At 51.9% G+C, this 21,155-nt stretch carries 19 protein-coding genes; 2 read left to right on the top strand and 17 right to left on the bottom strand.

The features are described from left to right. Nucleotides 1-5: 5 nt before the first annotated feature. The 5 genes from cheY to tar are packed head-to-tail and all read right to left on the bottom strand — an operon-like array spanning nucleotide 6 to nucleotide 5,652. Entirely contained in the window at nucleotides 6-395 is a 390-nt protein-coding gene (gene cheY, locus HV352_RS09620) for a chemotaxis response regulator CheY (protein ID WP_016153434.1), read from the bottom strand. A gap of 18 nt (nucleotides 396-413) precedes the next feature. Then, nucleotides 414-1,463, bottom strand: coding sequence for a chemotaxis response regulator protein-glutamate methylesterase (locus HV352_RS09615; protein ID WP_016153435.1), 1,050 nt, complete (start codon nucleotides 1,461-1,463; stop codon nucleotides 414-416). After that, on the bottom strand, nucleotides 1,460-2,332 hold the full coding sequence (gene cheR, locus HV352_RS09610) for a protein-glutamate O-methyltransferase CheR (protein ID WP_016153436.1): 873 nt from the start codon (nucleotides 2,330-2,332) through the stop codon (nucleotides 1,460-1,462). Before cheR ends, HV352_RS09615 begins: the two co-directional genes overlap by 4 nt. A 19-nt stretch (nucleotides 2,333-2,351) precedes the next feature. Next, complete coding sequence (tap, locus tag HV352_RS09605) at nucleotides 2,352-3,953, bottom strand: methyl-accepting chemotaxis protein IV (RefSeq protein WP_095715403.1); 1,602 nt, start codon at nucleotides 3,951-3,953, stop codon at nucleotides 2,352-2,354. Between the two features lie 43 nt (nucleotides 3,954-3,996). Next, nucleotides 3,997-5,652, bottom strand: coding sequence for a methyl-accepting chemotaxis protein II (gene tar, locus HV352_RS09600; RefSeq protein WP_046275660.1), 1,656 nt, complete (start codon nucleotides 5,650-5,652; stop codon nucleotides 3,997-3,999). Between the two features lie 406 nt (nucleotides 5,653-6,058). Between tar and HV352_RS09595 the strand changes: the two genes are divergently transcribed. Beyond that, the gene (locus HV352_RS09595) at nucleotides 6,059-7,318 is read left to right on the top strand and encodes a dicarboxylate/amino acid:cation symporter (RefSeq protein ID WP_016153439.1); all 1,260 of its coding nucleotides are present in this window, start codon (nucleotides 6,059-6,061) and stop codon (nucleotides 7,316-7,318) included. Between the two features lie 75 nt (nucleotides 7,319-7,393). On the opposite strand, the gene cheW is transcribed toward HV352_RS09595, so the two are convergent. The 6 genes from cheW to flhD form a co-directional block, all read right to left on the bottom strand. After that, the gene (gene cheW, locus HV352_RS09590) at nucleotides 7,394-7,897 is read right to left on the bottom strand and encodes a chemotaxis protein CheW (protein WP_003034638.1); all 504 of its coding nucleotides are present in this window, start codon (nucleotides 7,895-7,897) and stop codon (nucleotides 7,394-7,396) included. A gap of 20 nt (nucleotides 7,898-7,917) precedes the next feature. After that, nucleotides 7,918-9,978, bottom strand: a complete 2,061-nt coding sequence (gene cheA, locus HV352_RS09585) for a chemotaxis protein CheA (protein ID WP_181635378.1) — start codon at nucleotides 9,976-9,978, stop codon at nucleotides 7,918-7,920. Nucleotides 9,979-9,982: 4 nt separating this feature from the next. Then, nucleotides 9,983-10,912, bottom strand: coding sequence for a flagellar motor protein MotB (gene motB, locus HV352_RS09580; protein ID WP_016153441.1), 930 nt, complete (start codon nucleotides 10,910-10,912; stop codon nucleotides 9,983-9,985). Next, nucleotides 10,909-11,796 (bottom strand): flagellar motor stator protein MotA, encoded by an 888-nt coding sequence (motA, locus tag HV352_RS09575; protein WP_016153442.1) that lies wholly within the window; start codon nucleotides 11,794-11,796, stop codon nucleotides 10,909-10,911. Before motA ends, motB begins: the two co-directional genes overlap by 4 nt. A gap of 124 nt (nucleotides 11,797-11,920) precedes the next feature. Beyond that, complete coding sequence (gene flhC, locus HV352_RS09570) at nucleotides 11,921-12,505, bottom strand: flagellar transcriptional regulator FlhC (RefSeq protein WP_085951062.1); 585 nt, start codon at nucleotides 12,503-12,505, stop codon at nucleotides 11,921-11,923. Further along, complete coding sequence (flhD, locus tag HV352_RS09565) at nucleotides 12,502-12,843, bottom strand: flagellar transcriptional regulator FlhD (RefSeq protein WP_016153444.1); 342 nt, start codon at nucleotides 12,841-12,843, stop codon at nucleotides 12,502-12,504. The genes flhC and flhD overlap by 4 nt, the downstream gene beginning before the upstream one ends. Nucleotides 12,844-13,635: 792 nt before the next feature. Here flhD and uspC point away from each other — a divergent pair. Then, nucleotides 13,636-14,064 carry a universal stress protein UspC gene (gene uspC, locus HV352_RS09560; RefSeq protein ID WP_016153445.1) on the top strand — a complete coding sequence of 143 codons (429 nt, stop codon included), beginning with the start codon at nucleotides 13,636-13,638 and terminating at the stop codon, nucleotides 14,062-14,064. Nucleotides 14,065-14,081: 17 nt separating this feature from the next. On the opposite strand, the gene otsA is transcribed toward uspC, so the two are convergent. The 6 genes from otsA to HV352_RS09530 form a co-directional block, all read right to left on the bottom strand. After that, nucleotides 14,082-15,503 carry an alpha,alpha-trehalose-phosphate synthase gene (gene otsA, locus HV352_RS09555; protein WP_016156814.1) on the bottom strand — a complete coding sequence of 474 codons (1,422 nt, stop codon included), beginning with the start codon at nucleotides 15,501-15,503 and terminating at the stop codon, nucleotides 14,082-14,084. After that, on the bottom strand, nucleotides 15,478-16,281 hold the full coding sequence (gene otsB / locus HV352_RS09550; protein ID WP_181635377.1) for a trehalose-phosphatase: 804 nt from the start codon (nucleotides 16,279-16,281) through the stop codon (nucleotides 15,478-15,480). Before otsB ends, otsA begins: the two co-directional genes overlap by 26 nt. Nucleotides 16,282-16,456: 175 nt before the next feature. After that, nucleotides 16,457-17,443: an L-arabinose ABC transporter permease AraH gene (araH, locus tag HV352_RS09545; RefSeq protein ID WP_016153448.1), complete on the bottom strand. Its 987-nt coding sequence runs from the start codon at nucleotides 17,441-17,443 to the stop codon at nucleotides 16,457-16,459. 14 nt (nucleotides 17,444-17,457) lie between these two features. Beyond that, nucleotides 17,458-18,972: an arabinose ABC transporter ATP-binding protein AraG gene (gene araG, locus HV352_RS09540; RefSeq protein ID WP_019077050.1), complete on the bottom strand. Its 1,515-nt coding sequence runs from the start codon at nucleotides 18,970-18,972 to the stop codon at nucleotides 17,458-17,460. Nucleotides 18,973-19,087: 115 nt separating this feature from the next. Further along, on the bottom strand, nucleotides 19,088-20,077 hold the full coding sequence (locus tag HV352_RS09535; RefSeq protein WP_003034602.1) for an arabinose ABC transporter substrate-binding protein: 990 nt from the start codon (nucleotides 20,075-20,077) through the stop codon (nucleotides 19,088-19,090). A 315-nt stretch (nucleotides 20,078-20,392) separates the two neighbouring features. Then, complete coding sequence (locus HV352_RS09530; protein WP_019077051.1) at nucleotides 20,393-20,950, bottom strand: DJ-1/PfpI family protein; 558 nt, start codon at nucleotides 20,948-20,950, stop codon at nucleotides 20,393-20,395. Nucleotides 20,951-21,155 lie beyond the last annotated feature (205 nt).

Genomic DNA, 21,155 nt, shown 5'->3' with positions numbered 1-21,155 from the left:
CACCCTCACATGCCCAGTTTCTCAAAGATTTTATTGAGTTTCTCTTCTAGCGTCGCCGCCGTGAACGGTTTCACGACATAGCCACTGGCGCCAGCCTGTGCCGCCGCAATGATATTCTCTTTCTTCGCTTCTGCCGTAACCATCAGCACCGGCAGGGCGGACATTCCGCCATCAGCACGAATGGTTTTCAGCAGTTCCAGGCCATCCATGTTCGGCATATTCCAGTCGGAAATGACAAAACCAAATCCCCCAGCCTGCAGCTTATTCAGCGCGTCCACGCCGTCTTCGGCCTCTTCAACATTGTTGAAACCCAGTTCTTTGAGCAGGTTACGCACGATGCGACGCATGGTGGAAAAGTCATCCACAACCAAAAACTTAAGCTCTTTATCCGCCATAAAAAATAAACTCCTGATTCAAATACGTATTGCCTGTCCGGCACTGATTTTCGCCAGCATTTGCTGGCTTACCTGGCTAAGATCGACCACTTCGCTTACGCCACCCATATTGATGGCCTCGCGCGGCATGCCGAACACCACACAACTTGCTTCGTTTTGCGCAATGGTCCAGGCACCCGCCTGGTTCATCGCTAACATTCCGGCGGCGCCATCGTTGCCCATACCCGTCAGGATCACTCCCACGGCATTACGCCCCGCATGTTTTGCCACCGAATGGAACAGCACATCCACTGAAGGCCGATGCCGGTTAACCGGTGGACCATCATGAATTTTGATCTGGTAGTTCGCCCCGCTGCGCGCCAGTTCCATATGCTTGTCACCAGGGGCGATATACGCATGCCCTGGAAGCACGCGCTCCCCGTCCTCAGCCTCTTTCACGGTGATCTGACACAGTTTGTTCAGACGCTCGGCGAATGAGCGGGTAAATCCTGGTGGCATATGCTGGGTAATAAGAATACCGGGACTTGAAAGCGGCAATGGCTGGAGTACATGGCGAATTGCCTCTGTTCCTCCGGTTGAGGCGCCAATCGCCAGCAGTTTTTCAGAACTGAGTAACGGCCCCGCTTTCAAGGTCACCTGTGCCGTCATGGGTTTGTGGGCCGCCAGTTTTGCACGCGACGCGGTGCGGATCTTCTCAGCGATCATTTCGCTGTAGGCCAACATCCCTTCACGGATCCCCAACTGTGGTTTGGTGACAAAATCAATCGCTCCCAACTCCAGCGCCCGCAGCGTGACCTCAGAACCTTTACCGGTCAGCGAAGAGACCATAACCACTGGCATCGGACGCAGACGCATCAGTTTCTCAAGAAAGTCGAGGCCGTCCATGCGCGGCATTTCCACATCCAGCGTCAGGACGTCGGGATTGAATTTTTTGATTAAATCCCGTGCAACCAACGGATCCGGCGCCGTCGCCACCATTTCCATATCACTGTGGCTGTTAATAATTTCGGTCATGATTTGACGCATCAGTGCAGAATCATCAACCGATAAAACCCTGATTTTACTCATGCTTTATCCTTACCTGGCGCATGCGCATACACCGTCTGTCCACGCAAGCTAAACTCGCGCACGAGGTTGCTAAAGTTTTCTGAATGACCTGCAAACAGCAGCCCATCTGGTTTAAGAAGTGGAACAAAACGGTGCAAAATGTCCTGCTGCGTCGTTTTATCAAAATAGATCATCACGTTACGGCAAAATATGGCATCGAAGGGGCCTGGCACGTTGTACTGCTTATCCAGTAAATTCACGCTGGAAAATTCAACATGCCCCGCCAGTTCCTGCCGAACGCGTACCAGTCCTTCATGCGGTCCGGTGCCACGCATGAAATAACGCTGTAGCTGCTGCGGTGACAGCGTCTTTAGCTCATCAAGGCGGTAGATGCCGCTTCTGGCTTTTTCCAGCACTTCGGTATCAATGTCGCTGGCAAAAACACGCCAGCGGCCCGGAGCCATACCTAAGGTATCGGCGAGCGTAATCGCAATGCTGTACGGCTCTTCTCCGGTTGACGCCGCCGCGCTCCAGACACGGTATTCACCGCTGCGCCGACGAGCATGATCTGACAGCACTGGAAAATGATGCCCTTCGCGAAAAAACGCGGTCAGATTGGTAGTCAGGGAGTTAATAAAAGCCTGCCACTCAGCACTGTTCTGGTTAGCTTCCAGCATGCTGAGATAGCGACCAAAGTCATCCAGTCCCAGGGTTCGCAGACGGCGGACCAGGCGGTTATAAACCATGTCCCGCTTATGGTCGGCCAGTACGATCCCCGCACGCTGGTAGATTAATTGACATATCCGACGAAAATGCGCGTCAGACAGCGCGAGGCGCTGTGTCATCTGTAACAATAATGACGTTTGCCCAGGGGGCAGAGATGATGTCATAGCGCCTTCTCAATCACATTCAGGATACAACGGGCACAACCTGCGGCTGCGCCAATTCTTGTTTTGCTACGGTTTGCTCTTCAAGCTTAAAAAATGCGACACAGGCAGAAAGATTATCGGCCTGCATGGCAAGTTGTCCGGTGGCGGATGCGGCTTCTTCCACCAGCCCGGCGTTTTGCTGCGTCACGGAGTCCATCTGGCTGACGGCCTGCGCCACCTGCTCGATGCCTTTGCGCTGTTCATCAGACGCAGAGGCAATCTCGCCCATGATGTCGTTAACCCGGGTAACCGAGCTGACAATTTCCGTCATGGTGCGCGCTGCCATATCAACCAACTGCGAGCCCTGATGCACCCGGGTGACAGACTCCTCAATGAGCCCCTTAATTTCTTTCGCCGCCTGTGCGCTACGGCTTGCCAGATTGCGTACTTCGCCAGCAACCACGGCAAAACCACGCCCCTGCTCACCCGCGCGAGCGGCCTCAACCGCAGCATTCAGCGCGAGGATGTTGGTCTGAAAGGCAATGCTGTCAATCACGCCGATGATGTCGCCAATTTTCTGCGAGCTCGCGGAAATCTCATGCATGGTGCTGGCGACCCGGGACGTCTGTTCGCCGCCTTTATGCGCTGTATCTGCCGCACTTTTGGCAATTCCTGACGCCTGGCGCGCGTTATCCGCATTCTGTCCTACGGTTGCGGTCAGTTGTTCCATGCTGGCTGCCGTTTGCGCCAGCGCGGCCGCCTGCTGTTCAGTGCGCGAAGACAAATCGTTATTGCCCATCGCGATTTCTGAAATACCGCTATGCATGGCTGAGCTGCCCTGGCGTACTTCGCTTACCGTTTCACGCAGTGCCTGCTGCATCTTCTTCAGACTGGCAAAAATGGCTGAGATCTCATTGCGCCCATAAACCGCTACCGGCCGGGCCAGATTACCCGCGGCAATGCTGTCGAAATGACTGCCCACGATAGCCAGCGGCTGGACAATCATCTTGCGCGACCAGTACAGCGCACCGCTGGTGAGCAGTGCCGCCAGTACCACCATGGTGGCGAAAATCACCCCCGACATATGGTAATTTCGCTGGCTCTGCTCTCCTGCCGTTTGCAACACGCGATCGATGTTGCTCTGCCACGCATTCACATTTGCATCAAAAGCATCCTGAGCAGCCTGCACCGGCGCGGTCAGAAAATCTGACAACTGATTGTTTTCAAGCCAGGTGGCCTGATGCGCAAGAGCGCTGTGCCACTGGCTGAAACTTTTCTCCGTTGCGCCAAACAGCGCCTTTCCTTGTGCCGTCGTATCCGATGTCGCCATAAAGCGTTTAAACATCAATTCAGACTGCGCCAGGCTATCACGTGCGAGGGTCATCAGCGTGTTGATATCCTCTGGCGGATAGCTCAGGGCGGTCAGCGTCCCTGCCTTATTAAGGGCCGTACTGGCCTGTAATAACACAGCGCGGGTTTGGGCCAGCGCAGCGCGTTGCTGATTACTTCGTTCGACCTGATTCAGGTTCTGAAAACCGTCCCGAAATGCCCAGAAGGACAAGCCATTACTGCCAATCTGCAAAACACCGCAGAGGATTAAAATCAAAAACAGCGTGGTCGAAATTCGAATACGATTAAACATCAACGCTCCCATTGGGCGGCACTGGCCGCGGTTTAACTATCAGTCAAAATGTTTCCCAATTCGTATCTTGTTCATTGTTCTGGCGCGGATAGGATGCGGCCGCCGTTGCAGGTAATCGTGTATCGCGTGGCTTAGCCGACGCCGGACGTGACGCAAGGCGGAAAGTCGACACCGACTGCGTCAGGCGGCTGGCCTGTTCTTCAAGAGCAGCGGCAGCGGCAGCCGATTCCTGTACCAACGAGGCGTTCTGCTGCGTAACGCGATCCATCTCGGATACCGCGAGCGCCACCTGATCAATCCCCCGGCTTTGCTCGTCGGAGGCCGAGGCAATCTCGCCCATAATGTCGGTCACCCGCGTTACGGCATTTACGATGTCGTTCATCGTTTCGCCTGCGCTTTCTACCAATACGGACCCGGTATCCACTCGGGAAACCGAATCCTCAATCAACGCTTTGATCTCTTTCGCTGCCTGCGCACTGCGACTTGCCAGATTACGCACTTCGCCCGCAACCACAGCAAAGCCACGGCCTTGTTCACCGGCACGCGCCGCTTCAACCGCCGCGTTCAGTGCGAGAATGTTGGTCTGAAAAGCAATACCATCAATAACGCTGATGATGTCGGCGATTTTCTTCGAGCTATCGGCGATTTCGTGCATGGTGTTCACCACGCTATCAACCACTTTGCCGCCATGCTGTGCGGTATCGGAGGCGCTTTTCGCCAGTTGCGAGGCCTGACGCGCGTTGTCCGCATTTTGCTTCACGGTTGCGGTCAACTGTTCCATGCTGGCTGCGGTCTCTTCCAGCGCAGAGGCCTGCTGTTCAGTACGAGATGAAAGGTCGGTGTTCCCGCTGGCAATTTCGCTGGTCCCGGAATAAATCGCATCAGAACCTTCACGCACCAGGGTGACGGTTTCCGTCAGCGAGCGCTGCATATGATCAACCGTACTGGCCAGCTCGCCGATTTCATTACGACCGCTGACGGCCAGGGTCGCGGTCAGGTTACCGCTGGCGATTTCCCGAATATGGGCAATGACGCGAGACAGAGGATTAAGCAGGGTATGGCGGATGCCGTACCACACCACCACCAGAATCAGCACCAGCACTACGGCCAGCACGCCAAGCTGCCATTGGGCGAAGTGGTAATCCCGCGCACTTTTATCGAATGCCTGAGCGTAAAGTTTTTCGCTAACGCTGGCGTACTTGCCCAGCGCCTCACCGAGCGCGTTTTGCATTCCCTGAGTCGGTTGCGCGAAATAGGCGTCCATATTGCCGTTCTCCAGAAACTGAACCAGTTCGGTTAAGGCCGCATGGTACTGCTGATATTTCTCCTCAACGTTGCCGCTGGCTTCTGCCATCTCGGGTAACGGTGTGATGTTTTTAAATTTTGCGTAATGTGTTTCGGCCTGCGCCAACGATGCTTTCGCATTCTTCAGCAGATCGTTTTTCGCGCTGCTTTGCTGGTTGGACGCGTCCATCATCATGCGTGCAGAAGAACGGCTTAAATTGATACGTGTTTGCAGCATCAGATCCCATGTTGAGGTGAGTTCACTTTGCTGCTGTCGAAGATCGTTAGAAATAACAAAACTTTGCTGATTCTGCTGCAATGAAGAAAACAACAGACCACCGGAAACAAGCTGTAGCAGTGCGAAAACCCCCAGCACCATCATCAGCATTGTGACAACGCGGATACGGTTAAACATAAGGCACCTTCCTGAAAACGAGTTATCAACGTTATCGGCAGTCGCTGAGATAACTTTACGTTTGCGAAAAGGAAATCCTGAAGGGACGTGAAGCCTCGCGGAAGGAGGGGAAGACGGGTGTACGGCAACCACAAATCATTCACATAAAAACGTCACAATTATCATGTGAATAACATTCAAATTTATCTGTGGGCGCGGTCATATTGGATGAAATAGTCATTATTTCGTGACCAGGATCACAAATACATATCCTCTGCACCACAACAAAATGGATAAAAAATTAAAAAAAGTTGTATCAGCTGGCGCTTTAATTCAATTTATATGATGAATACTTAGTTACCAATTAATAAATATAAAAAATGAGTAACCGAACAATAAATGTTAAATCCTTACTGAGGGCTTTTTAGTGGCAAATGCAAACAAACTCACGTTGTTTATCGTGATCTTCATGTTGGCGGGGATCCTGTCAGGGGCGGTGATCCACTCTTATGCCGCCCCCGGCGTAGTGACCGCCTGGGCCGATAATATTACGCTTCTCACCGACATCTTTTTGCGCCTGATTAAAATGGTGATCGCACCTTTAGTATTCAGCACCCTGACCGTCGGTATTATGCGCCTGGGGGAAACGTCCACCATCGGGCGCGTAGGCGGCAAAGCGATGATCTGGTTTATTAGCTCTTCCATACTGTCTATTCTGGTCGGTCTGTTTGTGGTTTCTCTTGAGCAACCCGGAAGCGGCCTGAACCTGGCGATCCCGCTGGAAGCCACTGATACCGGCCTGGCCGTGAGCGGCATGAGCCTGAAAGGTTTTCTGACTCACACCATCCCAACCAGCATAGCCGAGGCGATGGCCAACAATGAGATCCTGCAAATTGTGGTGTTCTCGATGTTCTTCGGTATTGGTGGCGCATCCCTTGGTGAGAAATTCAATGCCCCGCTGGTTGCCGCGCTGGATGTGGTCTCCCACATTATGCTTAAGGTGACTGGCTACGTGATGTACGTTGCGCCGCTGGCCATTTTCGCCGCCATTTCCTCCGTTATCTCCACCCAGGGTTTGGGGATCCTGCTTAACTATGCGTCGTTCATCGGCGGCTACTATGTGGCTATTTTGCTGACCTGCCTGGTTCTGCTGGCGGTCGGTTATGTCATGCTGAAAAAAGAGGTTTTTCGTCTGGTAAGCATGCTGAAAGATCCGGTTCTGGTCGCATTTACTACCAGCAGCTCGGAAGCCGCCTATCCGAAAACGCTGGAGCAATTAACCAAATTTGGTTGCTCGCCCAACATCGTGTCATTTGTATTACCTATCGGTTATTCATTTAACCTGGTCGGCTCGATGGTTTACTGTTCATTTGCCTCAATGTTTATCGCGCAGGCCTATAACATTCACCTCTCCTTTGCAGAAATCACCGTCCTGATGCTGACGCTGATGCTGGCGTCAAAAGGGATTGCCGGCGTGCCGCGTTCTGCGCTGGTGGTGCTGGCAGCAACCATTCCGAGCTTTAATATTCCGGTTGCCGGGATTCTGTTACTAATGGGTATTGACCACTTCCTGGATATGGGACGTTCAGCAATCAACGTATTAGGTAACGGGATTGCAACGGCGATGCTGGCACAAGATGAGGGTTTACTGGAAGAAGAACCGGAGCTGGTTGAGCGGGAAGCGTAAAGGGAAATCTGCCGGATGCGCTACGCGTATCCGGCCTACAACAGCAATGATTGTAGGCCGGATATGGTATAGCGGTTACGCGACGTGGCTGGCGGCAATATCCAGCAGCGCCATTTCTTCGCTATTGAGCAGCTTCTCAATGTTAACCAGAATCAGCATCCGGTCACCCAGCGCCCCCAGTCCCGTCAGGTATTCCGTCGACAGCGTTACGGCAAATTCCGGTGCCGGACGGATTTGATCCGTTGTCAGCGACAGCACATCCGAGACGCCATCGACCACAATCCCGACCACCCGCTGGCCCAGATTCAGCACAATCACCACGGTGTTTTCGTTGTAATCCACATCGCTCTGGCTAAACTTCACGCGCAGGTCAACAATCGGCACAATCACACCGCGCAGATTGGTGACACCTTTGATAAACGCAGGCGTGTTAGCAATACGCGTCACCTGATCGTACCCACGGATTTCCTGCACTTTCAGGATATCGATACCGTACTCTTCATCCCCCAGCGTAAACACGAGGAATTCCTGACCTGACGGTTCGCCGGCCAGTTTAGTTACATTACTCATACCGGTCATATTATTCCCTTCTCACTCAATCAGGCGGCTGTGATCGCCACACGTTGTTCGCGGTTTAATCCCTGCAATGCAGAGACATCGACAATCAGCGCGACGCTGCCGTCGCCGAGGATCGTTGCTGCAGAAATACCTGGCACTTTGCGGTAGTTGCTTTCCAGGTTTTTGACGACCACCTGGTGTTGACCAATTAACTGATCGACCAGCAGCGCGTAGCGACGCCCTGCACTTTGCAAAATCACCACAATGCCTTGAGTCGCTTCGGTTTTTGCGCCTTCAACCTCAAAGACTTTCCACAGCTCAACCAGCGGTAAATATTCGCCACGCACTTCCAGCACGCGCTCTCCTCCGGCCAGCGGATGGAGATCTTCTTCGCGCGGTTGCAGTGATTCCATAACGGCATTCAGCGGCAGAATAAAGACTTCGTCGGCCACGCGCACGGACATGCCGTCGAGGATCGCCAGCGTCAGCGGCAGCAGAATTCGGATAGTCGTCCCCTGCCCCTGTTTGGACTGAATCTCAACATGGCCCCCCATCTCCTGGATATTTCGCTTCACCACATCCATACCCACGCCGCGGCCAGAGACATCCGTCACCTGTTCAGCGGTCGAGAAGCCCGGGGCGAAGATCAGCATACCGACTTCGTCATCGCTCATGTTTTCGTGGATCGGCATCCCCTGGGAGATAGCTTTGGCGAGGATTCGTTCACGGTTCAGACCGGCGCCATCATCGGTGACTTCAATACAGATATTCCCGCCCTGGTGCTCCGCGGAAAGCGTCAGATTACCGATTGGGCTTTTCCCGGCTTCAAGGCGTTTTTCCGGCAGTTCAATACCGTGATCGAGGCTGTTACGCACCAGGTGCGTCAACGGATCGATGATGCGTTCAATCAGGCTCTTGTCGAGTTCGGTTGAGCTTCCCACCTGTGTCAGTTCGACCTGTTTACCCAGCTTACCGGCCAGGTCGCGCACCAGACGCGGAAAACGGCTGAACACGTACTCCATGGGCATCATACGAATCGACATCACCGACTCTTGCAAGTCGCGGGCGTTACGTTGTAACTGACCCATACTGGTGATGAGATCGCCATGATTGACGGGATCCAGTTCGTTAGAACGTTGTGCCAACATAGACTGGGTGATGACCAACTCACCGACCAGGTTAATGAGCTGATCGACCTTCTCAACCGCTACGCGGATGCTGGTCGACTCGCTGGCGCGGGCGGGTTTGTCGCGTTCCGCGCGTCCGTTTGGCGCTTCACTGGCGGCGGCTTTTGCCGCTGGCGCAACGGCAACCGGCTGCGGCTTCGCGACAACGGCTACCGTTTCTGCTTCAGCTTCAGCTTCAGCTTCAGCTTCAACGGCTGCGGGCGCTGCGCTGACGGTTTCGAATTCAATCTGATCAGCTTCAATCACAAAGCACAGCACCGCGATGATGTCATCTTCTGCGAGGTTGCCATCAAGCGTTGCTGACAACGTGTCGCTCCCTTTCACCACATCGGTTAAGGTCGCCAGGTTCCCCAGCTCCTCCTCCAGTAAATCCACTTCATTGGCTTTCAGGCGCGTGAGAATAATGCGTTTCTTGCTCTCTTCGCTTGCGGACTCAGGCTGTGCAACCGCCTCTTCCTGCATTGTAGCGCTGTCAACAACGCTCAGTTTTGCGGTGTTGACGACTGCCGGTGCGGTTTCACCTTTCGCTTCGAGCGCTAACTGTCGTAACGCATTACAAATGTACTCAAAGCTGGCGGCATCCGGCTCCTCTGAGTTTTTATAGGCGTCGAGCTGTTCCTGCATAATATCTTTCGTTTCCAAAAACAGGTTGATAATGTCGGCATTGAGCTGCATCTCGCCACGCCGCGCTTCATCCAGCAGGTTTTCCATCAGATGGGTCGTTTCCTGCAAAATGGTAAAGCCGAAGGTGCCCGCCCCGCCTTTTATCGAGTGCGCAGCACGAAAAATTGCATTCAGCTGTTCGGAATCCGGGGCTTCAGGAACCAAATCAAGCAGGTGTTGCTCCATGTCAGCCAACAGTTCGTCAGCTTCATCAAAAAATGTTTGATAAAAATCGCTTATATCCATGCTCACGCTATCACCTCGGATTGGCTGGTGGCGATGTGGGAACGCTTGCCGGCGGGAGTTCCGCTGGCTGTTGTAAGACACTTACCGGCTCATTCTGGCTTTCAGCGTTTTCATGCAAAATGGCCTCTTCCGCCTGCTTATTGAGAACCAGCAGGCTAATACGGCGGTTGATAGCGTCTTCAGGACCGCGATCGCTCAGACGCATCGTGGCGGCCATACCTACCACACGTAATACTTTTCCATCATCCAGACCGCCGCTAACCAGTTCGCGACGCGACGCGTTAGCGCGATCGGCGGACAACTCCCAGTTGCTATACCCTTTTTCACCATTGGCGTAAGGGTAATCATCCGTATGGCCGGAAAGGCTGATTCGATTAGGAATGCCGTTAAGCACTGGCGCTATGGCTCGCAGGATATCGCGCATATACGGTTCCACCTCAGCGCTACCGGTTTTAAACATCGGGCGATTCTGACTGTCGATAATCTGTATCCGCAGCCCTTCCTGAACTAAATCAATTTTCAAATGCGGGCGCAGCGCACGCAGTTTGGGGTCAGATTCAATCAACTGATCGAGATCGCCGCGAAGTTTGCTCAAGCGGCTTTGTTCCATGCGTTTTCTCAGATCATCGATATTCGGCTGCTTGTTCACCTCTCCCTGCTGCTGGGTGTAATCATCCCCGCCGCCTGGAATTGGACTTTGGCTATTCGAAATACGATTTCCCCCGGTTACCGCAGTAGCCAGCGGCGTACGGAAATATTCGGCAATCTGGATCAATTCTTTAGGGCTAGAGATGGAAATGAGCCACATCACCAGAAAGAAGGCCATCATCGCGGTCATAAAATCGGCGTAGGCGATTTTCCACGAACCATGCGCCCCACCACCGTGACCTTTATGCTTGCGTCGCTTTACAACGATAATGGGATGGGCCTGATTTTTCATGCGTCCTCGGTCGTCTGCTGCGCAGTTGGATTTCTCACCGCACGAACATGCTCTTCCAGTTCGATAAACGATGGACGTTCGCTGGAATACAGAGTCTTACGACCAAATTCGACGGCAATTGGCGGCGCGTAACCATTCAGATTGGAGAGCAGAGTTATCTTCACACACTGCATCATTTTGGTGGTTTCAGCGCTTTTCTGGCGCAGAACGCTGGCAAGCGGAGAAATAAATCCATAGGCCAGTAAAATACCGAGGAATGTCCCTACCATGGCATGTGCAATCAGCGAACCCAGTTCAGCCGCCGGACGATCGGCAGAAGCCAGCGCATGGACAACCCCCATGACCGCCGCCACGATCCCGAACGCCGGTAATGAATCCCCCACCATCGCCAGACTGTTGGCCGGGACTTCGGCCTCACTTTCGTGAGTCTCAATCTCTTCATCCATCAGCGCTTCAATTTCAAACGTGTTCATGTTGCCGCTGATGATCAGACGCAGATAATCGACAATGAAATCAAGCATCACGGCATCAGCAAGAATGCGCGGATAGCTGGCGAAAATTTCACTCTCTTTGGGGTTTTCGATATCGCGTTCAAGCGAGAACATGCCCTGCTGACGTGACTTGGCCATCAGGCGATACAACAGCGCCAGCAGATCCATATACATCGCTTTGGTGTATTTTGAACGACGAAAAAGCATCGGGATGGCTTTCATCGTCCCCTTAATGGCTTTCCCGTTATTGCCGACGATGAATGCCCCAATACCCGCGCCACCGATAATCACCAGCTCAGCCGGTTGATAGAGTGCCCCAAGGTGTCCGCCGGTCATCATGTAACCGCCGAAAACTGTACCAATAACAACCAGGTAACCTAATAAGATAAGCACGACATCATCCTTTCGCAATTGACTATGACAGGATGCGCAGTCGGGCTGTTAACTCGAGGTCAGGACAAAAAAAAGCAGCGGTAATCGCTTACCGCTGCTGGAGTGTTTGTCCACACCGTATCAGTTAAACAGCCTGTTCGATCTGTTCATCCAGCAGTTGTGGAATAATATCGGCAGCATTCTGGGAAAGTTTACGTCTTTTTACGGCGCGTGATGGCGGTTGGCATAAACTGCAGGCAAAGCTGCCTGCGGGTTGGTGAGCGTGGGTAATAAAATTCCCACCGCAGCAATTGCATCGGGACAACTCCAGCAATCCGCTGTCGACAAAACGCACCAACGTCCATGCGCGAGTTAACGCCAGCAGTGGCCCTTCTTCTGGCTGCGGGCACTGCTCAAGATATAAACGATACGCTTTGATCACGGCATCCACGCCGCTGCACAAACCAGTTTTGAGCAGGAATTGCCATGCGTTGCAAAACATCGAAGCATGAATGTTTTGTTCCCACGTCATAAACCAGTCGGTGGAGAAAGGCAGCATCCCTTTTGGCGGAGGGCTGCCGCGTAATTCTTTATACAGCTTGATAAGTCGGCCACGGCTTAATTGCGTTTCGCTTTCCAGCATTTGCAAACGGGCGCCCAATGTGATTAATTCCATTGCTAGCTGGATATCGCGCGCTTCCTGAACAATGCTTTTTTCGCTCATCATCAAGCCCTTTTCTTGCGCGCTGCTTCATCGATGTCGCTTAACAGTCGCGTTGAAAGCATGATACCGGTATGAATTTGCTGAAGATCGTCAACGCGGGAGTCTTGCGTCAGGCGAGTAACGGTCTGGTGATCGTCGAAACGGAAATGACAGACCAGTTGGTTTGTTTCAGCCAGTTTGACCATTTGTGGAAGTGTTAATGTTGCCAACGTGTCCGCCATTTCTTCGCTGATACCAAGGCGAAACATCGCAGATGCTTTGTCCTGAACGATCAAACGCTGTGCAAGCAATAAATATGACAAATTGATGTCATAGATGTGTTTCAGCAACTCGGATGTATGCATTATTTGCATCCATAATAACCAACATTGTTTTCATGCGGTGAAACCGCACCCCGTGATGTCGCCGGGAAGGCCCGGTAAAAAAAAGCAAAAGGTCAAATACATAGCAGCGTGACGGCACTTACGCGTTGTCTAAACATTCCCTTTTCAGAAAGCCGCGCCCCTTACAAGCTCACATCAATTCTTACAAATGTCTAAGATTTTTCCTAATTCGACGCAACTCTACCCGCCGCCCGTTACACATACAACGTAGCTATGCTGCGAATTTGAAGAATATGTGACATAGATCACATAAACCAGCTAAACACTTAACATAAATCCATCAGCACAGCTTTTACTTTGCTTATTTTTTAATCTCAAGTTCGCCATTTCAATTCCTGACATACGAATATTCTTGCAATAAAAGCGAATAGTATTTTGTTCACAAACGTTAATATCACCTTGTGAAATAGCGAGCTTGATCACATATTTAATGTAAAACACCATTTCAATTAAATCCTTTATAAACAATGACTTAAATATTAAGGGTGATTAATTAATACCGGGTAGTGATAACCCATTAAATGTTAACTTTTGTTAATTTTTAATTAACACATTGTTTTCATTAGCGGTGAGTTTTACTTAAGTAAGCTGAACGTATTTACAAGTTATATGGCGCAATTATTCTATTTATAAGAATAATTAATGAATAACCATGATGACATTCACACTATCCGGGAAGGAAACGTTGCAGTATGGAGTAAGCCGAGCAATGCTGAGAAACCCTCTCATAATTCTTGAAAAAAGGAGCGAGTTATGAGCTATACACACATTCTTGTGGCCGTTGCCGCCACCCCTGAAAGCCAGCAGTTGTTAGCCAAGGCGGTTTCAATCGCTCGCCCTGTCAACGCTCGTATTAGCCTGATAACCCTGGTCTCAGACCCTGAACTGTATAATCAGTTTGCAGCACCTATGCTGGAGGACCTGCGTGAAGTGATGCAAGAGGAGACTCAGGATTTTATCGACAAGCTCAGCAAAGAAGCACAGTACCCCATTGAGCATACCTTTATTACCTATGGGGCACTGAATGAACATATTCTGGATGTATGCCGTAAACACGCGGTCGATCTGGTCATTTATGGCAACCATAACCACAGCTTCTTTTCGCGCGCATCCTGCTCAGCAAAAAGCGTGATCGGTGCCAGCCACGTGGATGTTCTGCTGGTTCCACTGGCTGGAGATTGACCTGCGTTTTCTGAGCGTTACGCCAGTTTAGTGCAGGGAGAAACGTTGTCTGGCAATGGCTGTTTACTCTGACGTTGGATAACTTTTTCCAGATCGCAAATGAACCTCGCCTGCCAGTTATCGATATCGTTTTTAATGATAGTTTCGAGCATCTCAGCGTGGCGGGAGATACGCTCAGCAAGCGGCATCGTCAGAGCCTGGTTTAATGCGCCAGCCACTTCGTCGCGGTCATAAGGATTAACAATAAGCGCGGCAGTTAGCTCATTCGCGGCCCCGGCAAATTGCGATAACACCAGCACGCCGGGGTTGGCAGGATCCTGCGCGGCCACGAATTCTTTCGCGACCAGGTTCATACCATCTCGCAGAGGCGTCACCAGCCCTACATCAGAGTAGCGGAAGATTTTCATCAGCAATTTACGATCAAAGTACTGGTTCAGATAATAGAGCGGCGTCCAGCCCAACTGCCCATATTTACCGTTAATCCTCCCCGCTTCAGTCTCCAGTTGGTGCCGAATATCCTGGTAGGCCTGCACCTCTTCACGCGAAGTTGGCGCTATCTGGGTGTAGCGAATTTTACCATGGTGCTGCGGATAGTGTTCCAGCAGAGCCTCATAGGCCTGAAAGCGCTCCGGCAAACCTTTAGAATAATCCAGACGCTCAACGGAGAAGATATTCTGCACATTTTTAAGTTCTGCTTTCAGTTGCGCCAGCTTCGGCGGCAAAGGGCCGGAAGCCTGACGGGCGATCTCATCCGGCTCAATACCGATGGGATAGACCTGGGTACGAAACGCTTTTCCCCATGCACGGTGGTGTTGCTCGCTCTGAGTGGTTACCTGAGTCTGGGCTGCCAGACAATCCAGAAAAGCCTGACGATCGTTTTCGGTCTGGAAACCGAGTAAATCAAAGTCACACATCTGCTCAAGTAGCGTCTGATGTGGGGGTAAGGCATTAAAGATTTCCGGCGTCGGAAAAGGGATATGCAGGAAAAAACCGATACGGTTATTCACGCCGCGTTTACGCAGCTCGCTGGCAAACGGCAACAGATGGTAATCATGAACCCAGATTATGTCGTCATCGTTGAGCAGCGGCAGCAGTTTATCTACCAGCAAGGCATTCACCCGCTGATAGCCCTCCCATGCAGGACGCTGAAACTGCACCAAATCGAGGCGATAATGAAATGCAGGCCATAAAACCGCATTAGAAAACTGGCAGTAATACTCTTCGTAATCCTGTTCACTCAAATTAAACGAAGCCCAGGTAATGTTGCCACGCGTGACTTTTTTTAATGGTTTGTCCTCATTACCCGTGTCGCCACTCCAGCCAAACCACAGGCCACCAGCAGCCTTCAACGCGCCAAGCACACCGACGGCAAGCCCACCTGCGCTCCCTTTGTCATCGGGTGAGGCGATACGATTAGATACTACGACTAAACGACTCATAGTCACCTCTTCTGTTATTCGTTGCTTTCGATTCTTGCTGCGAAGAGTTAATTTGTTCCAGCCAGTGCCAGACATCACTCACGCCATCCAGACGCCATGTCGCCTGCGTCGCTCCATTCCCCACCTTCACGGAAATGCCCCCTGCGCGATTAACCACGCCAAATCCTGTTTCGTCCGTCAGATCGTCACCAAAAAAAACGGGGATCCGTCCGGCAAAAGGTGCTTCCTGCATAAATGCGGCAATTGCGTCGCCTTTGTTCGTACCCTTTGGTTTTATCTCCACAACGCATTTTCCGTGCTGTAAAGCCAACTGCGGCCATCTGTGCGTGATGCGCTCAGCCAGATTAATTAGCGCCGCTTCATGTTCTGGGGCCTGGCGATAGTGCAGTGCGAACGCCATCCCTTTTGCTTCAAGCGTTGTACCCGGCATCGTCGCCAAGGCGGTACTTAATAGCTCTCCTGCTTCGCGCTCTATTGCCGCAGCCAGGCGCACTATATGAGTTTGACCATTGATGTCACGGCGCTCTGCCCCATGCACTCCGGCGAGCGGAAAACGAAAGGGAGTGGTAAGCGCGTCAAGCTCAGCCATCGAGCGCCCTGAAATCAATGCCAGCGCACCCGCATTATGCGTCGCCAACTGATGTAATAACTGCAGGATTGTCTGAGGGACAACGACCTGGTCAGGATAAGGTTTGATCTCAGCCAGTGTCCCATCGAGATCAAAAAAATAAGCACAGCTTGCAGATTGTTCAGGGGGTAAGATCAGTGATGCTGTCACCCGGTTATCCTCCTCATCATGGTCTGTACGCCGCGCGGATCGCGCCGTATATATGATGTATGACGGATATAAGTATAGACAGTGTGACCATGCTCGCCATTTGGAAAAACAATCGCCAGCCGGGTAGCGGCTGGCGATGAGCTAAAGCTAGACTAAAAAGTTGGGGTTAAAATCATCAAACAGTACGCTTCGCTTTTTGCTTGTAACGGTCGAAGATCACCGCCGCCAGCAGGATCAGACCACGTACGACATACTGTGCGAACGGAGAGATGTTCAGCAGGTTCATTGCATTCTCAACCGTTCCCAGAATCAACACCCCGGCTACCACATATGAGATTTTTCCGATGCCGCCTTTAAGCGAAACGCCCCCTAACACGCACGCGGAAATCACGATCAGCTCATAGCCGATTGAGGTCATTGGCTGGCCGCTGGTCATACGTGATGCGAGGATAATCCCGGCGATGGCGGATACCAGCCCGGACAGAATAAAGATAATAATTTTGGTACGAACGACCGGAACCCCAGCCAGACGTGCCGCCTCTTCATTCCCCCCAATGGCCAGCGTGTTACGACCAAACGTGGTTTTATTGAGCAGTAAGCCAAAAACGATGAAACAGACGACCGTGATCCAGATAGGTGCCGGCAGACCAAACCAGTTGGCGTAGCCGAGAGTGAAGAAGCGCTCGTCTTCAATCCCTACCGCCTTACCGTCGGAAATAATGTAGGCCAGACCACGCACAATCTGCATCGTCGCAAGGGTCGTGATCAGGGCGTTAATTTTCAGCCGCGCAATCACGAACCCATTCACCAGACCACATAGAATACCGAGCAGTAGCCCGGCAGCCACGCCAATCCACAGGCTTTCGGTCATATTAATGACCACGGCTGTAGTAACCCCGGCGCAGGCAATCACGGAGGCAACGGACAGGTCGAAGTCACCGGATGCCAGGCAAAACAGCATCCCACACGCGACCATACCCGACATCGATACCGCCAGCCCCAGCCCCTTCATGTTGATGAAAGTGGCAAAGTTAGGCACAAAGAGGGAACAAACCAGGAACAGCGCGGCGAACACGACCAGCATCCCGTATTGATCCCAAATGCGACCAAGATTTAGCGCCGACTTTGCAGCACCTGAACCCGATGTTGAAACGGAAGACATCATTCTCTCCTTATTCAGGCTACAGCCTGGCTAACTTTTGGCATAGCAAGGCTTAACGCCTGGCGCTCATCCGCCTGTTCATGAAGTAACTCACCGGCAATTTCGCCTTCTCTCATCACCACAATACGGTCGGCGACACCGAGCACTTCTGGCAGATCGCTGGAAGCAAACAGCACGGCCACGCCGCGCGCCGCGAGGGCATAAATCACGTTATAAATTTCATGCTTGGCGCCCACATCAATACCGCGTGTAGGTTCGTCCAGCAAAATCACTTTCATCTCTTCCGATAACCAACGGCCGAGAATAGCCTTCTGTTGATTACCGCCGGAGAGGTTCATAATCAGTTGCTCCGCGCCCGGCGTTTTAATATTGAGTGAGCGAATATGGTGATCGGCATTGGTCTCTTCCCAGCCGTTGTTGATCACGCATCCGCCCAGAACATGTTTACGACGGGCACTGATGTTGATGTTGTTACGCACCGAATGGACCGGAATGATCCCTTCAGCCTTGCGATCTTCCGGGCACAGCATCATCCCCGCTTCAATGGCGTGGCTCGGTTTACGGATATCAATAGGCTGTTCATCAATAAACACCTGGCCTGCCGTGATACGCGTGCCGCCAAACAGACCTTTCATTAATTCGCTACGTCCGGCGCCCACCAGTCCAAACAATCCGACAATTTCACCACTGCGCACTGATAAACTGATCGGGGTACGCACGCCTGGGGCTTTGACTTCATGCAAACGCAGGCGCTCTGCACCATAAGGTCTGGATTTCCAGCCATAAATATCACCGAGGTCGCGCCCGACCATCGCCTGCACCAGCGCGTCGTGATCGACCTGCTGCATATCCGTGAACGTTTTGACGTAATGACCATCTTTAAACACGGTGATGGCATCGCTAAGGGCAAAGATCTCCTCCATACGGTGCGAAACGTACAGGATGATGCGCCCTTCGTTGCGTAGCTCACGGATGACGCGAAACAGATTCTCAATCTCGCGCGCTGAAAGGGAGCTGGTGGGTTCATCAAACGCGATAATTTTGGCGTTGCGCGCCAGCGCTTTCGCAATCTCCACCATCTGCCATTGACCAATGGAGAGGTATTTCAACGGCGTATCGGGATCGATATCCATGCCCAGATGCTTGAGCTGAAGCCCCGCTTCATAGTTCAGCAGCGAGCGGTTCACAATCCCGCCTTTGTGCGGCATCTGCCCTAAATAAATATTCTCGGCAACGGTCATTTCCGGGACGAGATGCAGCTCCTGGTAAATAATGGCAACACCGGCGTTCAGCGCGGCATTGGTGTCCGCAAACGAAACCTCTTGTCCACGGATCGCCAAAGATCCCGTCGTTGGCGCATAGTTGCCGCTGAGAATTTTTAATAGTGTTGATTTCCCGGCGCCATTTTCGCCCATCAGCGCATGCACCTGACCGGCATAGCAGTCGAAACTGATATCCGTGAGCGCTTTAACGCCGGGGAACGTTTTGCCAATGCCGCGAAATGAGAGATACGGGGTAGACTGTTGCATAACGTCTCCGTGAGTCAGATCTTTATGCCGGATAGCGGCTTTGCCTTATCCGGCCTACTGAGTACGCAATTCGTAGGCCGGATAAGACGCGTTGGCGTCGCATCCGGCATTTGTGTTATTTACCGCCTAAGCCTTTCTTCGCCAGTTCTTCTTTAAAGTTATCGCGGGTAATCAGCACCACATCCGTCACTTCAGTAAACGCTGGTGGCTCTGCACCTTTCGTTACCCAGTTGTAGAGCATCTCACTTGATTTGTAGCCGTGAACGTCCGGGCTTGGCAGGAGTGAACCGTAGAACCCGGTCGCTTCGCCTTTGGAAAGTTCGCTCACGGCATCAACGCCGTTGATGCCGATACCAATCACATTCGGCGCTTTGAAGCCCTGCCCTTCGGTCGCACGTACGCCGCCCAGCACGGTGTTGTCGTTCATGCCAACAATCAGCCAGTGTTTGACTTCAGGGTGCTGAACCAGCATGGAGTTAGCGGCATCGAATGCCCCGGGGATGTCATTCGATTTAGTGGGGACCTGGTAGATCTGTTTTTCCGGGAAGCCTGCGGCTTTAAGCGCTTCCATTGAACCCGATGTACGGCGACGCGCGGTATCGAGTTCATTCGCGGTAATGGCCATTACGGCTGTGGATTTCACATCCCAACCGCGCTTTTGCATCTCCTTATACAGCTCCTGGCCCTGGCGCTCACCAATTTTGGTTGCAGCCATCATCACCAGCGGCACGGTATCCATCGGCTTACCTTTGGCGTTAGCAAACTGGTCGTCGACGGCAATGACTTTCATATCGTAGCCACGCGCCTTGGCCATAATGGCAGGCCCGAGTTTGGGGTCCGGCGTACAAATCACAAAACCTTTTGCGCCACTTGCAGCCAGGCTGTCGATGGCGTTAAGGGTCTTCTCACCATCCGGGACGGCAATTTTAATCACCTCAAAGCCGAGGTCTTTACCGGCTTTATCGGCAAATTTCCATTCAGTCTGGAACCACGGTTCTTCCGGTTGTTTGACCAGGAAACCGAGCTTCATGGATTCAGCGATAGCGGATTGTGACATAATGGCAGCCAGACCGATGGCAGCCAGCGCTTTAGTGAATTTGTGCATGGTTAACTCCAGCTTTAACGTTCTTTTATGTAGGGTAAAATCAGACGATTTTTTGTAATTCGGACGTAAAACAAGGCATTACCTTTTAGTGATAAGATCAATGCCAGTGCTGAGAGTAGTTTTAGCGGGAAATTGATTCTCCATAAGAGAGCGGCATCACACCACAGAATTACAGTAATTGCGTACATAAATTCAGCGGGAAATGACATAAAAAAACGCGGTTTTGTCGACGGGAAAAAAGAGGGATAGCAGATTAATCCATAACATCAGCCAACGAATCCTTGTTCCCGAATACCGAAGCATTCGGGAACATGATTACCATCGGTAATAAATGTGGTCAGCGTGATCGCGAACCGGAATGTCATCTCCCAGCAGGCGCGCCGCAAGCGTCAATGCAAAATCGAAAATATGCCCTAACCCTTTGCCGCTAATCAGATTGCCATCTTCAACAACCGGCGCATCGATATATTCCCCGTCCGTGACGTTTTGCCACAGATCTCCTGAGCAAACATAGCGACGCCCCTTCAGCAGACCGTTGCCGCCCAACACGCGCGCGGCCGCAGAACATACCGGGCAAATGAGCTTTCCTGCCTGATCATGACGGGATACAAACTGGATGACCGCCTCACTGGCGGCAAGATTAACGCTGCCCTGCGGCCCGCCTGGCAATACGACGGCATCGTAGAGATATGTCTGGCGCGCGGCCAGCGTGCTATCCATCACCATCGGTACGTCATGATAACTCACCACCGCACGTGACTCTGCGCAGGCCAGGGTTTCGACTTCGATATTCAGGCGACGCAGAATATCCAGGGTAACAATCGCCTCCGCCTCTTCAAAACCGGGTGCCAGCAGCACCGCAACCTTCTTCATATGTAACTCCTTGCTTAATCCACATAAACGAAAAAATTAATGACGACCAGTGCAGACTGTTAAATTTCTCAATTTGATTAAAACTGATCTGGCGCAAAAAATTAGCCATCAGATAATTTGTACTAATCCATCCCGATCGTGAAATTGCCTTTCAACTTGGGCAGATAATCATCAGATGCCAGACAATACCTTATTGTGGAATTTA

Source organism: Citrobacter sp. RHBSTW-01044 (assembly GCF_013781945.1).
In the GTDB taxonomy this organism is placed as follows: Bacteria; Pseudomonadota; Gammaproteobacteria; order Enterobacterales; family Enterobacteriaceae; genus Citrobacter; species Citrobacter braakii.
Note: the sequence above shows the minus strand (reverse complement) of the source record. Positions and strands in the feature narration are given on the sequence as shown.

Bases quoted from the DNA above. Each gene is read 5' to 3' on its own strand.
- HV352_RS09615 (WP_016153435.1), bottom strand. From the start codon at position 1,463: ATGAGTAAAATCAGGGTTTTATCGGTTGATGATTCTGCACTGATGCGT.
- motB (WP_016153441.1), bottom strand. From the start codon at position 10,912: ATGAAAAATCAGGCCCATCCCATTATCGTTGTAAAGCGACGCAAGCAT.
- HV352_RS09535 (WP_003034602.1), bottom strand. From the start codon at position 20,077: ATGCACAAATTCACTAAAGCGCTGGCTGCCATCGGTCTGGCTGCCATT.
- tar (WP_046275660.1), bottom strand. From the start codon at position 5,652: ATGTTTAACCGTATCCGCGTTGTCACAATGCTGATGATGGTGCTGGGG.
- araH (WP_016153448.1), bottom strand. From the start codon at position 17,443: ATGTCTTCCGTTTCAACATCGGGTTCAGGTGCTGCAAAGTCGGCGCTA.
- cheW (WP_003034638.1), bottom strand. From the start codon at position 7,897: ATGACCGGTATGAGTAATGTAACTAAACTGGCCGGCGAACCGTCAGGT.
- HV352_RS09530 (WP_019077051.1), bottom strand. From the start codon at position 20,950: ATGAAGAAGGTTGCGGTGCTGCTGGCACCCGGTTTTGAAGAGGCGGAG.
- uspC (WP_016153445.1), top strand. From the start codon at position 13,636: ATGAGCTATACACACATTCTTGTGGCCGTTGCCGCCACCCCTGAAAGC.
- cheR (WP_016153436.1), bottom strand. From the start codon at position 2,332: ATGACATCATCTCTGCCCCCTGGGCAAACGTCATTATTGTTACAGATG.
- cheY (WP_016153434.1), bottom strand. From the start codon at position 395: ATGGCGGATAAAGAGCTTAAGTTTTTGGTTGTGGATGACTTTTCCACC.
- tap (WP_095715403.1), bottom strand. From the start codon at position 3,953: ATGTTTAATCGTATTCGAATTTCGACCACGCTGTTTTTGATTTTAATC.
- otsA (WP_016156814.1), bottom strand. From the start codon at position 15,503: ATGAGTCGTTTAGTCGTAGTATCTAATCGTATCGCCTCACCCGATGAC.
- araG (WP_019077050.1), bottom strand. From the start codon at position 18,972: ATGCAACAGTCTACCCCGTATCTCTCATTTCGCGGCATTGGCAAAACG.
- flhD (WP_016153444.1), bottom strand. From the start codon at position 12,843: ATGCATACATCCGAGTTGCTGAAACACATCTATGACATCAATTTGTCA.